Below are 19,384 nucleotides of genomic sequence, written 5' to 3' on the forward strand. Positions count from 1 at the left end.
ACCGCACGAAATTACTTCGCTGTCGTCGCTATCGCCGCAACTCTGCTCTGGCTAACATAACTGTCCACGCGACCTAGGCCACCATCATTCCGTTTCACGTAACAAAGCTGCTGACATGACGCTGTCAGCAGCCGGCGACTACGCTGCGGGCCGCGCGAGGCGATGGATGGCTTATAGGCTGCACTGCGTCGGCGCTTCGGGCAATTCGTTCAAAGTCGCATTATTTCTTAATTGTGCGGGGCTCGACTGGGAGCCGATCGGTGTCGATTTCGCTGGCGGCCAGACTCGTGACCCTGCTTGGCGTACCGCAATGAACGGAATGGGTGAAGTTCCGGTTCTCGAGTTTGACGGTAGACGGATGAGCCAGTCGGGGGCGATCCTAACATGGCTCGCGGAGACTCACGGCATGTTCTGCCCTGTTGGCGCGGAGGAAAAGTTTGAGACCTTGCGCTGGCTGCTGTTCGACAACCACAGATTTACGGGCAACTTTGCAGCGCACCGGATTCTCCAGTCAATGATGCCGGAGCCCGCGCATCCAACTGTGCTTGCCTATATGAGATCGAGGGTCGAAGGCGCTTTCTCGATCGTTGACAAACATCTTACTAATCGCGGCTTCATGCTGGGCGACCGCCCGACTATTGTGGATTTTTCTTTGGCTGGATACGTATACTATCCCACAGAGGAGACTGGCTTCGATATTGCTGCGGCGTTTCCCGCACTCAACAAATGGCGCGAGCGTGTGGCGTCGTTACCAGGGTGGAAGCTGCCGTATGAACTGATGCCGGTGGGCAACTCGCTGCCCGTGCGGCTCTGAGCGATCGATGGATCATGCAGCCGCTAATGTGGCACCTCGCACTTTCCAATTCCAAGGCAGCAGTTCGTTGATGCGCTTGGCGGGATGATCCGGTAGGCGCGCCAGCACGTCGGCAAGCCAAGCCTGCGGGTCGACGTCATTGAGCTTGGCGGTGGCGATGAGGGTGTAGATGGCAGCCGCACGCCGGCCGCCCTCGTCGGACCCAGCGAAGGTCCAATTTTTTCGTCCCACGGCGACAGCCCGTAGCTCACGCTCGGCAGCATTGTTCGACATGCAAAAGCCGTCCGTCATCAAGGAAGCGGCTAAATGCATCCCAGCGGCTGAGCCAGTAATTGATCGCCTTGGTCGTGTCGTTGTTCCTCGAGAGCTTGGCGCGCTGCTCGCGCAACCACGCCTCCAGCTCGACGATCAGTGAGCGGCTACGCTCCTGGCGCACACGCAGGCGCTCCTTCGTAGCAAGACCGTTGATCTCGCGCTCGATGGCGAACAGGACATCGATGCGCTTGACCGCCTCGGCCGCGATCGGCGCCTTGGTGAGCCGTGCCAGATCAAAGAACTTGCGTCTGCCGTGGGCCCAGCACGCGGCCTCGATGATCGGGCCGCCCTTGCGATTGGCCTCGTAGAGCCTCCCAAAGCCGGCGTAGGCGTCAGCCTGCATCAGTCCGGCATAGCCCGCCAGATGCTGCTCCGGATGCGCACCGCCACGATCGGGCGAGTAGAAGAACACAGCCGCTGGCGGATCTGGGCCGCCAAACGGGCGATCGTCGCGCACGTAGGTCCAGAGCCGGCCGATCCGGGTCTTGCCCTTGGCCAGGACCGGCACCGTGGTGTCATCCGCGTGGATGCGCTCGGCTGCGAAGACGAGGCTCCGGATTGCGTCGACCAAAGGCATCAGGGTTGCCGCGGCGGCACCTACCCAGTCCGCGAGCGTCGATACGTCGAGGTCGATGCCTTCACGCTGGTAGACATCGCTCTGACGATTGAGCGGCAGATGCAGGCCGTACTTGCCAAACAGAACATGAGCCAGCAGCTGGGGCCCTGCACGCCCGCGCGCAATCGGATGCGAGGGAGCCGGCGGCTGGGTGATCGCTTCGCAGGCCCGGCAGACGAGCTTCTCGCGCACGTGCTGGATCACCTTCCACTGGCGCGGAACGAGCTCCAGCGTCTCGGTCACGTCCTCGCCAATCTTGCGCAATCGGCTGTCGCCACAGCATGGGCAGATTGCAGGTGTCGGATAGACGATGGGCTCCCGCGGCAGATGCGCCGGTAGCGGTCGGCGGGCTGGCTTGCGGCGCTCGAACGATGGCACCGCAATCTTCTCGGCTGCCATCTGTGCCGCGGTCTCAGCTTGCGCCGCGTTCTCCTCCAGGTCGGCGAGCTGTAGCTCGAGCTGGTCTAGCAATGCGCCGCGCTCGGAGGACTGTCCGAACTGCTCATGCCGCAGCTTCTTGATCGTGAGCTTGAGCTTCTCGATCAGCAACGTCCCCGCCTGTGCTTCCGCCTCCGCGGCCAACCGGGCCGCTCGCTCGGCGCGCAGCATGCAGCGTCGTCACATCGTCGGGAAGAGAATCATGAGCGCCCATCGCCGACCAGAGAATCACAAGGCGCGGTCTCTGTCCGGAGCGCTGATCGTGCCACCGATTCAAATCCCAGCGATCAGCCAGCCGCCTGCGGTCGCCAGGTATGTTGTGGCATCCGCCAGTCGATGCCCTCCAGCAGGTAGCCAAGCTGGGCTGGGGTGATTGTCACCACGCCATCAGTCGACGACGGCCACAGGAAGCGGCCGCGCTCCAGCCGCTTGGCATAAAGCGACATGCCCAGTCCATCGTGCCAAAGGATCTTGATCAGCTTGCCGCTTTTGCCACGGAACACATAGAGGTCGCCGCCGTGCGGGTCTCGCGTGAATGCTTCCTGCACCAGCAAGGCCAGCGAGTTCATGCCGCGACGCATATCGGTGTGGCCGGTCGCAATCCACACCCGTACGCCCGACGCAATCGGGATCACCGTAGGCGTCCATCTGCCAGCGCCGCCACGGCGGCCTTCAGCGTCGCCGCGTCGACCGTACCCGTGATCCGCATCCGAGCCCCGGCCGCAAACTCGATCTCGATCGACCCGCCGCTGCTGGCCGGCGCGACCGGACCAGGCGTCGGCCCTGATTCCGCGACCACCATCGCCGGTACGAAGCCAGGTTGGGCGACATCCTTCGGCTCAGGCCGAAACGACCGCCGCCATCGCAGCAGCAATGAGCGGGAAACGCCATACCGCCGCGCCGTTGCCGCGACCTGGCGCGGCGCCTGTAAGCTCTCCAGGACGATCTTGAACTTCTCGTCCTCGGACCAGCGCCCCGCCGGCCCGTGTCCACCACCTCAAGCCGTTCGACTTGGGCACTGCGCCTATCACTGTCCATAAGGACAGTTCTCAACAACACACCTCATTCGGCAAGGCGGCCTTCACCGGACGGATACACGAAATCCTAGGAGACGTACGATGCACATGATTGATTGGACTGAATATCGCGCGCAAATCTTCTTAGGCGTCAACGCCGTCGGAAAACTCAGCCCCGACACGGTGAACGGCTATGTGCAGCTCGGTGCCGCGAATGCCAAGACCGGCAAGTTGGACGCCAAGATGCGGGAACTCATTAGCCTGGCTGTATCGATCACTCTTCGATGCGATGGCTGTCTCACCGTCCATACCGCCGCGGCCCAAAAAGCCGGCGCGACGAAAGGGGAGATCGCGGAGGTACTGGGCATCGCCATCTCAGTAAATGCTGCCGCCGCGCTCGTTTACACCACTCGCGCCTTCGACGCCTATGAGGCTCTTGTGGAGCAGGAAGCCGAAAAGGATCGATGAGCGAAGAGACGCAAATGATCGTCGTCGACTATCTGGACAATGGAAAACGCCACGAGCCATTTCAACGCCTCCGGACTACTTCACTGGCGTTCGATGACGTGCTGGAAGGCCTGCGATTGGCTATTGAAGCCGCGGACATCCTCGTGTTGCACGAGATTGACGCTCAGGCTGTGGTTCAACGTAGCAACTATCAGATCGGACCGACAAGGCAGATCCTATTCTTCCATCCGCGCTTCATGGCTCGACTTCTAGCGGCGGATCCGTCCGCGCTGCTCGAGGTGCCTCTGAAGTTCTCGGTGATCGCCGGATCAGGGGGCCAAGTATTCGTGCGGTGGCAGGATCCAGAGTGCCACTTCGCGCGATACCAGAACGCGGAGCTGTCGCAGCTTGGGCGCGAACTCAGCGCTACCTGCGAGCGAATAGCCGGAGCGGTGAGCTGATCGCTGGAGGGGCCTACGAAGGCGTGTCCGCTTCCTTATAGAAGCGGTCGTCGTCGCCCGGGTCGGAAAGTTTCGATCGCTTTATCTGCTTCTGGCCCATTTGCGACCTGCCGGTCCGGCCGAATGTCCGGTCCGGCCGAATGTCCGGTCCACCTGAAAACCGTCCGCGTCGACGGGACACGGGAATTTTCGACCAGGTCGCGCAACCCGAGACTCAGGGCTGTTTTGGACGATTTATAGGGCACAAAAAAAGGCCGCGACCCCTTATTGGAGTCGCGGCCAAAGTCATTCCTGGAAGTAGCGATTACTATTTCGCTTGAAGCTTTGCCGGTGCGCGCCGCGTACGGGTGAGGTCGGCACCAGGTTGGTCAGAACCACGTCGATCGTGAGGTGGTTCGGAATGACCGAATTGGACGCTTCCAGTGCGTTCCGGTTATGGCAGCAAGTGCGCCATTACAGGCGTAACCATTCCCTTCACCTTCGAAATGCTGCGGTAGCGAAGCCCGCCGAGATTACGAGCTTAGCGGTTTCGGTCCACGCGAGTCCGCGGGGTCAAATGGCCGCCCACCACCGCTCTATGGCCTCGGAATGGTCTGGCAATGAAGAAGGAGACGATGCACCGTGTCGTATGATTTTCTTCTGGTATCGTGGGGTACTTCCGGCAATCTCAATCCGCTGCTGACCGCCGGTCGCCAGTTGCGGCAGTGCGGACATCACGTCAGGGTGATGGCGGATCCGGCGATGCGTGACGAAGTCTTGGCCGCTGACTTTGACTTTGCCACCTGGCGCCGTGCGCCGACCGGACGAGCAGCGGACCCCGCGGACGTCTCCGGCTTGCGCGATGCGTTTCGCCGCATCATGGCGGATCCAGCGCACGACTATGCGGCTGACATAAAGGAAGAAATAAGCAGAGCTGCAACAGATGCCGTGCTCAGCATTGATTTGTTGCTTGGCGCAGTGCTCGGCGCAGAAGCCGCAGGCGTGCCCATCGCCCTGCTCTCGCCGCATGTCAGCCTTCGGCCGCTGGCCGGGGTGCCGCCCGCCGCCAGCGGCCTCGCGGCGCCGAAGACGGCGCAGCAGCGAACTGACGTCGACGCCGCCGCTCAGGAGATGGTGGCGCTTTTCGACAGCTTCCTGCCGAGCTTCAACGCCGTCTGTGCGCGGATGGGCGTGCCAGGCGTTTCCCATGTGCTCGACCTGTTCGACAGGGCGGCGCGCGTGTTGCTCGCGATGAGCCGCGCATTCGATTTCCCGGCCGACTGGTTGCCCGCCAATCTGCGCTATGTCGGCCCACTGCTCGATCAGCCGAGTTGGTGCGGGTCGTGGCGCGCGCCGTGGTCGACGGATCGGCCGCGTGTGCTGATCGCCGGCAGCACCGGCGCTCAGGGACAGGGCGAACTGGTGCAGAAGATCATCCATGCGATGGGTCAGCTTGACGTCGAGGCCGTTGCGACTGCCGGTCCGAACCTGGACGTCAATAGCCTTGAGGCCCCGGACAATGTGCATTTGCTTCGAAGCGCACCGCACGATGCGGTGATGCAGGAGGTTTCGCTCGTCATCAGCCAGGGAGGTCACGGCACCGTCAACCGCGCGCTCCTTAACGGCGTTCCCCTCCTAGTGCTCCCGATGGGTCGCGATCAGGGCGACAATGCCATCCGCGTGGAGGCCAAGGGCGCCGGCCTACGGCTGCCGCCGACTGCTTCGGTAGAGGAGATCGCTTCGGCAGCTGCGCAGCTGATCCTGAAGCCGCAATTTCGCCTAGCTGCGCGCCGGCTCGGTGACGCCATAGCAACTGACATCGGCACCGCCGGACTGGTCCAGGAGATGGAGGCTGTTGTCGCAATCCAGCCCCGCCATCGCGCAGCCTAAGCCCCCTTATCGCCTCCCGAAAACCGAGCGGCAGTGATCACCCATGCGCATCAGCCCTGGCTCCTATGCCTTTAGTTGGCTGCTCGGACTTTTGTCCGCGCTGCCGACTTTTGGAATCGACATGATGCCGGCGACTGTGCAGCCCTTGGGCACCCCCACCTCCGACATCGGAAAAGCCGAGCAACATTAGCACGCGGGCGCTGTGTGGGGGGATATCATGCCCACGCCGCGCTCCCCGACTTCCGTGGCGGCCTCGAAGACGGTGCAAGGAACGCCCAGCTGATGCACCAACAATGCCAGCGTCAGTCCGCCGATTCCTCCTCCCGCAATAAGAACGCGCCGATTGAGGAGTCCTAGGCGGCACGCTGCTGGTCGGTGGCTCATGGTTAAGAGACAGCCGCGGGGTGAGAACAATCAATGACTTGCTCGTCGCACCCCTGGGCTTATCCGGCCGAAAATGGGCATTCGTCGCACGGTCAGGAGATCGCTCGGCCGTAGCGGCCCCAATGCAAGGCTGCCATAATCCGGAGGAGTGCTCGAACCGATACGATGATCCGCTTTTATAATGGCACTTAAATACCAGTGCCCATGTGGTCGATCGTTGGAGCGGCACGCTGCTGGCGACCGCCACATCCACCAATGAGACCGCCACTTTTCGAGCCGTGGGCGACAATTACCGGGTTGGTGTCGTCTTTAACGATACCGGCTCGACAACCGACACGCCACTGGTGTTCGCGACCCAGACCCCCAACCAGAATGCGGTCGTCGGCTCGGCCTTGTCGCTGATGCCGCCCGGCGGCACCTTCAATGATCCCGATGGCAGCCCTCTCCCCTATTCGGCAACCGGCCTGAACGACGCGGCGCGTACCATATGGCTGACGTTCAATGCGACGATGCAAACTTTCAACGGCACGCCGACATCGGCAAATATCGGCACCGCTGGCGTCCAGGTGTCGGCTACCGATCCTGCCAACCTCTCTGCCACTGAGGCTTTCAATATGGCCGTGACCACGACGACGCGCGACGGCGAGTCTATTCACGGCGTCTAACACCCCGACGCAAACCAGTTTGGACGACGGCTTGCCGCTCGAGATCGGGGTCGGGTTCGCGTCGTCCGCCACGGGCAAGCGGACTGGTCAGCCGGAACAGCCGGCAATTCAGCGACAACCTCCGACGACTCGTTGCAGCCGCATTGCCTTTACAACGCTCTGTTCCTCACTTCGTCGTCGAGCTTGCGCTTCTCCTGCTCTGTCAGATCCTTGGTCTGCTCCGCCGTAAAGGTGCCGTTGCCGAGCACCCGGAACATGCCGTTGGAGTCGTAGTTCTGGCTCTGTTTCTTGCGCGCGGGTTCCCTGTTGGCATCAGGCTCCGTGCCATTCCCTCCGCCGAAGCCCAGGAATTCGACCATGATGATCGACGGCTGGTCACTGGTGGTGGACTGCGTCGGCGCCGTAGTCTTTTGCGCTGCTCCGGCGGTGCTGTTCGCCGCCAGCGCGGCATTGATGTTCGGCGCCTGCACAGTCGGCACGCCCGTGACCGTGCCCTGCCCGGAGATGTTGGCGGCATTGACGACCTGAAGCGCGGCCAGGTTGACGTTGCCGGAATGGCGGATGCCGGCCTCGCCCGCGTCGATGGTGCCGAGCGGCGCGATCAGATCGATGTCGCCTGGCAGCACTTCCGCGATCGGGTTGAGCGTTGCGATGCCGGCGCCGGCCGACGGCACGGCCGGCGACAGCGAAACGTTGCCGTAGGGGTCGTAGGTGCGTTTGGGCGGGGTGAAGATCGTCGTCGTCTTCGAGCCGCGGCCGGCGTTGATGTCGCCGGTGGCCGACCACACCAGGATGTTGCCGCCGTAGGTCGTCATGATGCGGCTTTGGCCGAGCAGCACGCTGCCGAGCGAATAGACGTCGATGTCGCCCGAGCCCTGCGTGATCAGGCCCGCGCCGGCGCCCGGCGACACGCCTTCGACGCCGATAAGCGTCCTTCCGCCCGGATTGAGGATCTGGATGCCACCGCCGAACTGGGTCTGGATGCCGGCATCGGCGAGGTGGGGATTGCCCAAGACATCCTTTGTAAAGCCGCTGAACATCGTGAGCGTGCCTGAATAGGCGCTCGGCTTGCCGTTGGCATCCTGATCCGGGAACAGCGTCGCGATCGCGCCGCGGCCGCGCAAATAGGAGCCAAGGCGCGGGCTCGTGATCGCACCGCTGTATTCGCGGCCGCTCTGGGTGAGCTCCTTGTAATAGACGTCACGCACGAAGACGCCTTGCTGCGCCGTGGGCAGAGCGAGGAAGAAGGCGAGCGCGTCCGCTGCGGTGCCGGTGTAGCCAAAGCGCTTCTGCAGCCAGGCCAGCAACTCCTGGTGATAGCTGTGGACCACCTTGCCGCTGCCGGCGAGCGGCGTGTCCTTGGGCAACTGGTTGGCGGCATCGAAATACAGCTTGGCGAAAGCAGCATAATCGGGACCGCTCGGGCCGACGCCCGCCAGCACCGTGATGCCGGCGCCACCCGCTTTGTTCAACGGGTTGACGATATCGCCGACACTGACCAGCGACCCGTAATAGCCCTGGTACAGGTTGCGGCCGGCCTGCACCTGAAGCAGGCCGGGGCCTGCGATGGTGACCGACTGGTAGATGATATCGCGGCCGGCCAGCACGAGCGAGATATCGTTTTCGCTCGTGTTCAGGAACACGCTTGGCGTCGTGCCAGTGCCGACGATATCGCGCCCGGCGATCACCTCGAACGGCTTGGCTGCGATGTACCAGGTGTCGCGGTTCGGAGCGGTTCGGAAGTTGCTGCTGGCGTTCTGCTGCTGCCCGAGGATCAGGTCGTCGATATCGACGCCGGCATAGACCAGCGCAGGCCGAGTATCGCCGGCATGCAGATTGGAGATGGGCGTGTCCTCACCGAAGGCGATCGGATTGAACGGATTGAGCATGTAGGCCGAGGTCGGGCTGGCGTGCGTGATGCTGCCGTTGCTTACCGGCATGGTAAACACGGGACGGAACGGCGTTGCCAGCGTGCTCATATCGGCCCCTGACATTGCGACCACCTGGGTCGAGCCGTAGATCGAGCCTGCGGCGAGCAGTTCGAGCTGGCCTGAGGGCGATGGGATCAGTTCGAGAACCGGGAAGGTCTGATTGGCGGACACGGGCTCCGCAAAGCGGATATCGCCATCGGCCGCCGCGACGATCAACGTACCAGGATAGAAGCTGTTGCTGTTTTCGACGGCGTTGAAGGCGGTCCCCGTCAACGGTGCGACGTCGCCGCCGGCTGAATACAGATTGATCGCAGTCGCCGGCCTCCATAGCGTGAAGCTCGATTGTCCGCCGCTGGCGACGAGCGTGGTCGTGCCATCCGCATTGCGCAGCGTGTAGGGAATGCCGTTGAGATCGACCAGGGCTCCCATGCCGGCATCACCGGCGCCGCCGAACACCAGGTCGCCGCGCGTCATGATGCTGACGGTGCCGTCACCCGGAGTGAAGATCGGGCCAGGCGTCTTCAGCGAGCGTTTGAAGATATTGGGATCGGTTGCGCGCGGATCGACAGAGGTGAAGGCGGCACCGCTGTTGTTCACCGCGAACGCGCCGATAGAACCAGCCTTCACGACAATATCGCCGCGCAGATCGGTGATAGAGCCGTAATAGTCGGGCACTTGCGAAGATAAGATCGGCATTACGAAGTTGAGCTTGCCGCCGACTTTCAGTGTGAGATCGCCGCCGCCGGTCTGCAGCAGTGTGCCGTCCGCCAGCACCCGTCCGGTCGAAGCCACCGCGAGATCGAGACCGGTCGAGCCGTTGCCTGTCACGCCGGCGTTGCCGCCCGCAATCACAGTCAGGTTGCCACCGCCGAGGGTGCCGATACCCTGGAAACCAACGAACTGCTTCTTGTCGGGATCTGGAGAGGTCTTTGCGTAGGAGCCGAAGTTGACCCACCACGCGGTCGGATCGGCGGACAAGCCTCCGCCTCCCTGCCGGCCGAACCAGTTGCCGGTGAGATCGGAGTCGACCCAGCGATTGTTGTTGTTGGATATCTGGATGTTGCCGGTGACATCCTGCTGAGCCGTGAGCAGGAGGTCGCCGCCATGCTCCGGATACCATGCGTGCCAAGTGCCGCTGCTCGCGGCTCCAACGACGTCGTAAGGGTTGCTGCCGTCAGCCGCGAGGACCGGCGCGGATTGTGTGCCGGCGGTGTAGACGCCGTAAGGCGTGGCCTCGCTGAAGCTTCCACCGGCGAGCAGGTCGAGATTGCCGGTACCGGTGCGGACCACACTGAACATGCGCGAGGATTCGTAAGCGGGATCGTTCAGCGTGAGATTGCCGCGACCGTTGAGCGCCCGTGCCGTCTGCAGCGCGCGCTGATCGGCGGCGGCGAGATCTGCACCTGCCACGAGGCGAACCGACGCGGAGAGCGAACCGGGCGCGAGCATTGGCGCTGTCGCCGATGTTCCGGTCGCGCCGGGAATTCCGGGCGTGACCACCGCTCCGAGGGGAGGTAAATTGGCGATATCGAAGACTAAGAAGTTGTTCCCCCCTAACGAAGGTCCGGGATCCAGCGTGGTGCCGGCCGGGATGGTGTTACCCGGCCAATATTGACGGCCATTGATATCGACAAATGGGACCCCATAGATCGAGACCATATCCTGGTAGAACTGGTCGTCTGGTATCGTCCAGTCATTCATCAGCGTTACGCTGCGGGAATAAACGTAACTGGAATTGTTCAGGCTGGTGTCGCTGGGCGACCACAACTGCGCGTTGGGATCGTTCGGGATATCGATCGGAGTGTAGACCGCTGGCGTTCCCGGAGCTGACTTGAACCCGTCCGAGATGCTTCCCTTGACGGTGAGGCCGCCTGCCGCGCGCACCACGAGCGCCATCGGTTCGCCTGCCCCGTAAGTGGCGGAGTTGGGGTCACGATCGGCGCTCGCGCCGTAACGATATTTCGCGAGGTCGATATCGCCCGAGGTCGACAGGTCCCCGCTCGAGGTGATCTGGACGCCCGGGCGCAAATGGAAGGTGCGGCCGTAGGACGACAAACCTGCGATCCTGCCCTGCAGCGCGCCGTTCGTCAGCGCGGCATTGATGAAGGCTGTGCTCGCGGCGTCGTAGCCGTCAAGCGTTGCCTGGCTGATGGCGCTGCCACCCGGCAGGTCATAGGTCCAGAATGCGTTGAGCGCGATGCTGTACGCGCCCTTGATGGTGAGCGGACCGGCGGCGGCGATGGCGATGTCGCCCGAGGTCTCGCCGGTGCGCTGCGCGTTCAGTTGGACGTCACCATAAGCCACGCCATCCGGCGTGGTGAGGTTCATCGTTGCACCCGGCGACAGGGTGAGCGTGCTGCCCGCGGCGGTCAATTCGATATGGCCGCGGTTCTTCGCCTCGATGGCGTGGCCGTAGCTGTCGGCCTGCAGCACCGTGCCGTGAGCATCGAGCACCGCGCTCGAGGCCAGCGTCAACCCGTTGCCGGCGGAGAGCCGGATCGTACCCGGCGCGGCGCCGGAGGCATCGATGGTGCCGGCGACGGTGAGGCTGCCGCCGTCGACGGAAACCGTGACGCTGCGGGCTTTCACGCCGTCGGTGATAACAAGATCGCCGGTCCGGATGTCGAAGCTGCGCGCGTCGAAGAAGCCGCCCTGGGTCAACAGCGCGTTGAGCGCGGCGAAGTCGGCGTTGGAGAGCGTGGCGGTGGTGACGCTGAAGTCGCCGCTGGTGTAGCCACCCGCCGCCGTGCCGTTCAGCGCACCGTGGAGCGCGACCGGTCCATTGACCGCGCTGATGCTGATCGATCCGGCATCGGCGTTGGTGGCGGAGACGTCGATCGTCGCGCTCGCGGCCTGCGTCAGGCCTCCCTGCGCGCTGTTGAAGATCGCCGTGCCGCCGAAGCCGTAGACCGTGGCCTTCTGGATCTGAGACGGCTGGCCGCTCAGATCGATGCGGCTGCCGTCATTGAGCGCGATGTTGTTGGTGGCGTTGACCACGAGCTTGCCGCTCGGCAGCAGGATGGTGCTGCCGATGGCGACGCTGTCGCCGGTAAGATCGATCTCGGCGCCCGACACCGTGGTCTTTGCCGCGCTCGGGCTAGCACCTGCGGGTGCGACGACGTTGAGCGCGCCGCCGGCAGCATAGGCCATGACCGACTTCTGCACGCCGGTCAGCAAGGGGGTCGTCAGCGCCAGGTTGCCGCCTGTTCCGCTCCGGCCGAACACGGCCGCAGGATCGGAACTCGGGGACTGGTAGACATACAGCTTGCCGTCGCCCGCCGAAACGATCTGCGATCGACCGGTGATGTTGACGTTGTCGAAGCCGTAGACGACGCGGCGCACCGAGCTGGTATCGAGCGAGACGAAGCGGCCGAAATCGACCACGTCGGCGACGAGATCAAGCGTGCCCGTGCCGGTGCCCGGCCCGCCCGCGGCGATGGCCGGCGGCGTGGCGCCGGCGATCCCGTTCCAGGTGATCCTGTTGGCGGCAATCACGTTGCGGTCGCCTGCCGCACCGTATCCGTAGATCGCTGACGCGTTGAGCACGAGATCGACGCCGCTGCCGGTGGCGTCGAGCGCGGCGCTGCCGAACAGGTTGACGGCACTGGCTGCGCTAAGTGTGAAGGTCTTGAGTGCTGGCGCCCCATGGAGCGGATCGCCGTTGACCAGCGTGTTGAACAGCGTCTGGTCAAACAGCAACCCGGTCGGTGCGCCGGCCGCGGCGACGGTCGCGGCGTCGCCGATATTGATGGTGCCGACCGCGAGCGCGATGTTGCGCGATCCGAAATGAGCGCTGGTGTCGATGCTCGACGCGCCGTTGGTCGCAAACGCCAGCGTGCCTTCGGAATAAAGCTGCGCTCCTGCTCCGATCGTGATGGCGCCGTTGCCCTGCGAACCGAGGAAATTGAGGTTGCCGTTGGACAACGCCAGCAGTGAGACGCCGTAGGCGGTGTTGTAACGCATGCCGATCGAGTCTGAATCGAACGGCGCGGTGCCCCGCCCGACCGTGGTCAAGGTCACATTGTTGCCGACGCTGATGTTGCCGCCGACCAGGAATATCTCACCTGCTCTGAGCGTGACCCCGTCACGGATGACGATGTCGCTTCCCCCCTGGAACACGATCGCGCCGTTGACGATCCCATCGTAGCCATTGACCATCAGGCGCGGTGCACCGAGCGCATTGAGATCGGCTGCGCGCACCGAGCCGCTGGTGAACCCGGCTGTCGGCGCATCGGCATAGATTTCACCGACGCCCTGCAGCAACGCTTGTCCCGCAATGCCGCCCTGCGCGCCCTGGAACAAGGCCGTGCCGTCGAACGTCAGTGCCGATCGCGTCGCCGGCGATGACGGCGCCTCGACTTTCACCTGCAGCGCCTTGCCGTCGGCCGGCAGCAGCGGACGCACGCCGCCGAACTGCGTCACGTTCGCAATCTGGAAATCGCTGTAGCTCTGCTCGTTGTATTGCGAATAGTTGCGAACCGAAGCGCCTGAAGTGATCAGGGCCGTCACCGGGAGGCTGCTTTTGATCGCGGTGTTGGCGATGCCCGTCGACACCGATGCGACGTAGGTGCCATTGCCCACCGATGCAGGGCTCGTGATCGAGTTGGTACTGCTGCCGCCAAGCTCGACGCGGTACGCGCCGGGCAAGAGCGCATAATTCGACGGCAGCAAGGTGTAAGTGCCGGCCGGCAGGCCCGGAACGCCCGCCGGAATGGTGACCTGCTGGCCGACCACCGGATCGCCCGCGCCGTTCTCGGGCGCGATCGGTGCGTAGCTGGACGCATAGCCGGGCACGATGGCGTAGACCTTGTCGCTGGCCTTGCTGACCGGGGTCGCGGGATTGGCGTTGGCGAGCGGGGTGCCGAGCACGTTGACCGAGCCGCCGCGTCCGGAGACGAAGCCCGCGCCGCTGAGCGTACCGCCGCCGGACATGTCCAATATTGCGCCGCTCGCGACATTGACCGATTGCCCATCCAGCGTGATGCCGGACCAATTCCCCGTGTTGCCATAGTTGGTCAGAGCGACGGAGCGCACGCTGGCCCCGTTGTAACTGTAGGTGACTCCGTCGATGGTGCCGCCATAGGGGATGGTCAGGCCCGCCATGGAGACCGAGGTCAGGCTGCCGGGCAGCAGATCGACGCGTGGCGTGAAGACAGGATAGCCCATGCCGAAAGTCAGCGAGCCGAACGGTGCGCGGACGATGCCGCCCTGTTCGACGATCGGTGCCTGGAATGCGAGGCTGCCGAACACCGACAGCGGCGCGTCCGGAATGGTGTCGGTGGTGCGCCCGATGGCTAGCGTCACGGTGGGATCGGAATTGCCGCTGCCCGCGATCACGGCGGCAAGGGTGTTGGTCGCCGGATAGAGCTGTGCGGCGAGGAGATCGAGATTGCCGCTGGTGGCGAGCTGCGTCGTGATGACCTCAGCCATCGACAGGAAGCGGATGTCGCCCTGGCTGACCAGCTTCGTCGTCAGGAACCCCGGCGCAAACATGTTGTTCGGCACGCGCGCCGAGAACTGGACGAGGCCCTGGATGTCGATCTGGTTAGCGTCAGCTTCGAAGGTCGCGATGGTCGGCACCGCCGCGCCGCCGGGATTGCGAATGCTGCCGCTGGTGAACCCATCCTTGACCTCGGACGCAGGTTCACTGAAGAGGATGTAGGGCGCCGACAGCTTCACACTGCCGGTCGTCGGCTGCATCGAGGAATCGATCGGTCCGGACACGGGCGCCCCTGACGTGAAGGCCGCCGCGGTCAGCGTCAGGCTGCGGCCGAGCGCCAGCGACACGTTGCCGGAGAAGTGCATGTAGTCGCCGGAGATCAGGGTCAGGCTGTCGAACCCGCCGGCTTTGACCATGTCGGCGCTCACCGTGGTCCGTCCGAACATGAGGGAGGCGGCCTTGGTGCCGGGCGCGATGTCGGACGGCAACAACGACGGCTGGCGCTCCTGCACCACGGTCATCACGCTGGGGAGGACTGCGGTCGCTGGAATAGAGGCGGACTTAGTAGTCAGGTCAAAGGGGAACGACTGCGTTTGGAAGACCGGCGTGGTGAGCGCGATCGAGAGGTTGCCGCCCGCGGCGCCCGCGCCACCGGCGAACGCGCGCATGTCGCCGTCGAGGTAGAGCCCGCTCTGCGAGGACAGCCTGATGGAGCCGCCGTTGCTGGCAAGCGTCAGCGGCTGGCTGGCTGTCTGCGGATTGCCGCCCGCCGCGAGATCGATCGCGGCCTGCGTCCCGTCAGCATTGAGTTCGGCGCCCGGACGGACGATCACGAAGGCGCCGCCGCCGTTGATGGCGATCGCGCCGCCATTGGTTGCCTGGCCGTAAGGGTGACCGGCTGAATCGAACGCGCGGTAAGCCAGCCCGGACACGTCGAGCCTGGCATTGGCATCGATCCATATCGAAACCCCGCGGCCGTTACCCGCCGCATCGAAGTTGCGCCCCTGGTCAAAGGAACTGCCATCAGCGTCGTTGACGAGGTTGATGCTGCCGCCGCGCGCGGTGAGATTGCCGAGCACGGTGATCTGGCCGAAGGCATCGAGCTTGATGCTCTGCCCGGGATCGACGCTGATCGACGCGCCGTCGCTGACGACGATCGCGCCGCCATCGACGAGCCCCCCGCCCCCGGATCTGATCAGCGACCGCAAGGTCACGCTGGCGCCGGCGCGCTGCGTCAGCGTCGCGCTCGTCGGGCTTTCGGTGAACAGCGGCGGCAGCCATAGCGACATCGCCGACGACGGATCGCTGCCGCTGCGCGCCGTATAGCTGTCAGCGGTAAACCGGTAGACCGGCATCGAGGGCGTAAGAACGGTGTTGTTCGCGACGAGAACCCCCTGCCCGCCATTGATGTCGTAGCTGGAGAATCCTGCGGTGAAGAACGACGGAGTGAGCGCGGGCGCCGGCGTGATCGCCACGGTCACGGGCAGCACCGCTCCCGCCGGAATGATCGCGCCGACCGGATAGGTCATCGGCGTGGATTGAACCGATCCAGCGGCGTACGTGATCTGATAGGGCTTGACGGGAATGCCGTTGAGAAAAACGCTCGAAGGGAAGACGGTGCCGGCCGGAAAGACATCACCGGTGTATCCGCCCAGGCTAAAGCCAGAGATGACCGACCCCGCCGGCAACACGCGACCTGCCTCGTAATACTCTGTGCTGCCGTTTACCCGTGTCTGCACCAATATCCCAGTCGGAATAATCCATTCCGCGCCGGTCGGCGTGCTCGGCGCACCCGCCGACCGGACGTCAACCGGGAGCGGCGCGTCATAAGCGATTGAGGTAAAGGTCAGCGTCAGCGCCACGGGCAATGGCTGGCCCGCCGGAATGGTCAGCGCCTGATTGAACTTCAGCGCGACGGGCGCCGGCGCGCCGGCTGGCAGCACGCCGCCCGCCAGCGCTGCGTTGTCGCCGATCAGGAGGTTGCCAGGCGAAGAGATCGTCAGCGTGCCGCCGCCGGTGACGCCATAGGCGCGGATGGTGCCGTCGAGAACGAGAGTCCCATCGCCGGGCGTCCCGGCGTCCTGCTGTGCGTGGCCGGCCATGATCGTGACATTGCCGCCCTTGCCGCCCTGGGTCTTGCCGTCGGCAAGGACGGCGCCGCCAGACGACACGTCGATGGTGCTGCCCGCCGCCAAGGCGACATTCTGCGACGAATCGAAGGTGACGCTGCCGCCGTTCAGGAAGCCGAGGTTGGCGGCGCTGTCAGGATCGGTCGACTCGTTGACCCACAATCCGCGGGCGTCGATCGTAACGCCGCTCCTCAGCGTGAGGTCGACGCCGCCGGCTGGGGTCGTCAGCGTCTTGGTGCCCACAGCAGCGCTGGTAAGCATGTTGCTGACGGTGACGGTGCCGGAGCGCGCCGTGATGTCGGCCGCGACGTCGACAGTCGGTGCGACCAGCTTGACCTGCGCGCCCGGCGCGAAGCTCAGCGGCGCGTTGACGGCAATTTTGTTGGTCGTGTTGATGTTGAGGCCGCCTAGGCCGAAGCTGTCGAGCGTCGGCGCATCGAACCAGGCGGTGTTGGCGCGCTCGGTCGGCACTGAGCTCGCCGCCGACATCGAACTGGCCACATTGGCGGCCACGTTGCCGAACACCACATCGGTGCCGTAGGCGCCGGCCAGCCCGAGGGCCGTGTACTGGCCGAGCGCCAAGGTGCCGGCGAGCGGCGCCACGTCCTGGGTCAATTTGTAGCCATCGGTGACGCCGGCCGGGCGGGCGTTGCGCTGGCGCTCGCCGTCGATCACGCCGGCCACGATCTGGCCTTCGAAGAGCGAGGTCGGCGTCGACAGGATCAGGCTGCCGGCGTCACGGCCCGCGGTGTAGCCGTCCTCCCAGCGCAGGTTGACGGCGCCCTTGCCGAACGGCGAGGCCCAGATCTCGGTCAGCCGATCGTCAACCTTGCCCTCGACGCGATGCGGGCGCCTAAAGCTGCCGCCGAGCGCCGCGAACTTTACGTCCGCCGGCGCATTGCCGATGTTGTAGAGGCGGCCATCGGCGCCAAGCAGATTGCTGGTCATGATGTAGCCCGGCGCATAGCTCACCGAGCCGCCGGAGATGTTGAAGGTCGAGCCCGGCTGCGCGATCACCTCCGGCGCCGCCAGCGTGATGCTGCCGCCGACCGCGGTCCATTCGCCGATCCGGTGCCCGGTGTTGTTGAGATAGCCCGAGACCTCCAGGAGGCCGCCCGCGGTATAATAGCGATCGGTGGCGTAGCCGCCGGTGCCGGCCGGCACCAGCGTCAGGTCGCGGGCGTCGATCCAGACATTGGCGTTGAACAGATTGCGGCTGTCGCGGTTCTGCGGGCTGTCGCGCAGCTCGTTGCCCTGGACGTTGACCTGGATGTTGTTGGCGCTCATCGGCAGCACGGTGCCGGTGGTGCCGGAGACGTCGAGCGTGGCGCCATTTGCGACGAACACCCGCTGGCCGGCGCCGACCGCGATCTGGCCACCCTGCGCCTGGGTCAGCGAGCCGTTCCGGACATCGACGATCCCGCCGCTGACGATCTCGATCCGCGACTGGTCCTCGCGGTCGGCCAGCAGCGAGAGGTTGTCGAACTGCCCCGCGGCGGCAGCGGGCCGCGCGATGTTCTGCGTCGCCGAATCCGCGATCAGCGCGTCGCGCTTGGAATTGAGCGCGATGGCGCCGCTGTCGGTCTCGGGCACGATTGCGGTGAAGGCATTGCCGGTCAGGGTGACGCGGCCGGTGCCGTCGCTGGCGGAATTCAGAAGATGGATGGTGCCGCGCTGGTTCACCGAGGTGGTCGACAGCAAGACGCCGTCCTGGGTCACGGCATGGCCCGCCAGCGTGATATCGCCCTGCTGGCTGTAGATCAGGCCGCTGTTACCGACCGCACCGCTCAAGCTGCCGCTGCCGAACAGCGGCGCGATCTCGGTGCCGCGGGTGGTCGAGCTGGGGTTGCCGATCGTGCTGTAGCCGGGGCGGAGCACGAAGCTGTCGCCGGCGGCGAGCGCGGCCTGCCCGTTCGGGGTCTGGATCAGGCCGGCGTTGCTGACCTGTGTGCCCATCAGCAGCACATAGCCGCCGCCCGAGGTCGCCGAGGCCGGCGCATGGGTCGTGATCTGCGCCCCGGCCTCCACGCTGACCACGCCACCGGCGCCGGTGAAGCTCGGCACGTAGTTGGGGTGGTTGTTGCTGTCGGTGCCGCTCTGCGTCGCGTAGATCCCGTTCGTCTGGAACTGGGCGTTGGTGATGTCAGCGGTTGATGCGATCAGCGAGCCGACGTTGATCTGGCTGGCGCCGCCGAAGATGATGCCGTTCTGGTTGATGATGTAGACTTGGCCGTCGGCCTTGACGTTGCCGAGGATCTGGCTCGGGCTGTTGCTGCCGGTGACGCGGTTCAGCGCCACCCAGTTGGCATTGCCGCGCTGATTGAACGTCAAGGTGGTCTGGGCACCCACGTTGAAGCTGTTCCACTCCAGGATGGCCTGTGCGGCCGTCTGCTGGATGCCGACATTGGTCTGGCTGCCACTGACCGACTGCGTCGGGGCATTGGCGCCCTGCCAGGCGCCGCCCGGCGCCACCTGCAGCCCGCCGGCCGCAAGGCCGTTCGGCACGCTCACCTGCGGCAACGTCGTCGAGCGCTGCGAGACCATCGCGGCGGCCCGCGCGGCCGCCTGCACCGCCTGCATGGATTGGACGGCCCGCGACAGCGCGCCCTGGCTCTGCTTCGCCGCCTCCTGCGCCTGCTGCGAGGCCGCACTGGCCGCGTTGATCGCAGCCGTCGTCGCCGCAACGCCCGACGAGCCGCCGAGCGGCCTTGCCTGCGCGCTGTGGACGCCCACTAATGTGAGCGCAAGCACGCTGACGGTGCGGAGTAACGACCGACGGGCATGGGATGAGCGGCAGTCGAAGTGATGGAGGGGCACGCAGGGGCTCCTTGCAATCCCTCGCGACCAGTGCGACCTTCG

9 protein-coding genes are annotated in these 19,384 nt (G+C 64.8%); 5 read left to right on the top strand and 4 right to left on the bottom strand.

What is annotated here, in order from left to right; translation table 11 throughout:
- The first annotated feature begins 166 nt into the window (after nt 1-166).
- On the top strand, nt 167-814 hold the full coding sequence (locus tag AC5ZG5_RS30060) for a glutathione S-transferase family protein (RefSeq protein ID WP_456645013.1): 648 nt from the start codon (nt 167-169) through the stop codon (nt 812-814).
- 12 nt (nt 815-826) lie between these two features.
- Here the strand turns inward: AC5ZG5_RS30060 and tnpC are convergent.
- The 3 genes from tnpC to tnpA all read right to left on the bottom strand — a co-directional run bounded on the left by tnpC (nt 827) and on the right by tnpA (nt 3,129).
- A protein-coding gene (gene tnpC / locus AC5ZG5_RS30065) for an IS66 family transposase (RefSeq protein ID WP_456645012.1) occupies nt 827-2,354 on the bottom strand; the annotation gives its coding sequence in 2 pieces (ribosomal slippage) (nt 827-1,090 and nt 1,092-2,354; 1,527 coding nt in all).
- 116 nt (nt 2,355-2,470) lie between these two features.
- Nucleotides 2,471-2,818, bottom strand: coding sequence for an IS66 family insertion sequence element accessory protein TnpB (gene tnpB / locus AC5ZG5_RS30070; RefSeq protein ID WP_456645011.1), 348 nt, complete (start codon nt 2,816-2,818; stop codon nt 2,471-2,473).
- The gene (gene tnpA / locus AC5ZG5_RS30075; protein WP_456671227.1) at nt 2,815-3,129 is read right to left on the bottom strand and encodes an IS66-like element accessory protein TnpA; all 315 of its coding nucleotides are present in this window, start codon (nt 3,127-3,129) and stop codon (nt 2,815-2,817) included. Before tnpA ends, tnpB begins: the two co-directional genes overlap by 4 nt.
- A 172-nt stretch (nt 3,130-3,301) precedes the next feature.
- On the opposite strand from tnpA, the gene AC5ZG5_RS30080 reads away from it, so the two are divergent.
- The 4 genes from AC5ZG5_RS30080 to AC5ZG5_RS30095 all read left to right on the top strand — a co-directional run bounded on the left by AC5ZG5_RS30080 (nt 3,302) and on the right by AC5ZG5_RS30095 (nt 7,025).
- Nucleotides 3,302-3,667, top strand: coding sequence for a carboxymuconolactone decarboxylase family protein (locus AC5ZG5_RS30080; RefSeq protein ID WP_456645010.1), 366 nt, complete (start codon nt 3,302-3,304; stop codon nt 3,665-3,667).
- 14 nt (nt 3,668-3,681) lie between these two features.
- Entirely contained in the window at nt 3,682-4,107 is a 426-nt protein-coding gene (locus AC5ZG5_RS30085; RefSeq protein ID WP_165435642.1) for a DUF302 domain-containing protein, read from the top strand.
- Nucleotides 4,108-4,728: 621 nt separating this feature from the next.
- The gene (locus tag AC5ZG5_RS30090; RefSeq protein WP_456645009.1) at nt 4,729-5,976 is read left to right on the top strand and encodes a glycosyltransferase; all 1,248 of its coding nucleotides are present in this window, start codon (nt 4,729-4,731) and stop codon (nt 5,974-5,976) included.
- 590 nt (nt 5,977-6,566) lie between these two features.
- A complete protein-coding gene (locus AC5ZG5_RS30095; protein WP_130227847.1) occupies nt 6,567-7,025 on the top strand; it encodes a putative Ig domain-containing protein in 459 nt (152 codons plus the stop codon).
- A gap of 149 nt (nt 7,026-7,174) precedes the next feature.
- Here the strand turns inward: AC5ZG5_RS30095 and AC5ZG5_RS30100 are convergent, their stop codons facing one another.
- The gene (locus AC5ZG5_RS30100) at nt 7,175-19,342 is read right to left on the bottom strand and encodes a filamentous hemagglutinin family protein (RefSeq protein ID WP_456645008.1); all 12,168 of its coding nucleotides are present in this window, start codon (nt 19,340-19,342) and stop codon (nt 7,175-7,177) included.
- Between the last annotated feature and the right edge of the window lie 42 nt (nt 19,343-19,384).

Source organism: Bradyrhizobium sp. Ses1 (assembly GCF_059512365.1).

Coding starts and splice junctions, on each gene's coding strand:
- AC5ZG5_RS30060 (WP_456645013.1), top strand. CDS start 167: ATGGCTTATAGGCTGCACTGCGTCGGCGCTTCGGGCAATTCGTTCAAA.
- AC5ZG5_RS30080 (WP_456645010.1), top strand. CDS start 3,302: ATGCACATGATTGATTGGACTGAATATCGCGCGCAAATCTTCTTAGGC.
- AC5ZG5_RS30085 (WP_165435642.1), top strand. CDS start 3,682: ATGATCGTCGTCGACTATCTGGACAATGGAAAACGCCACGAGCCATTT.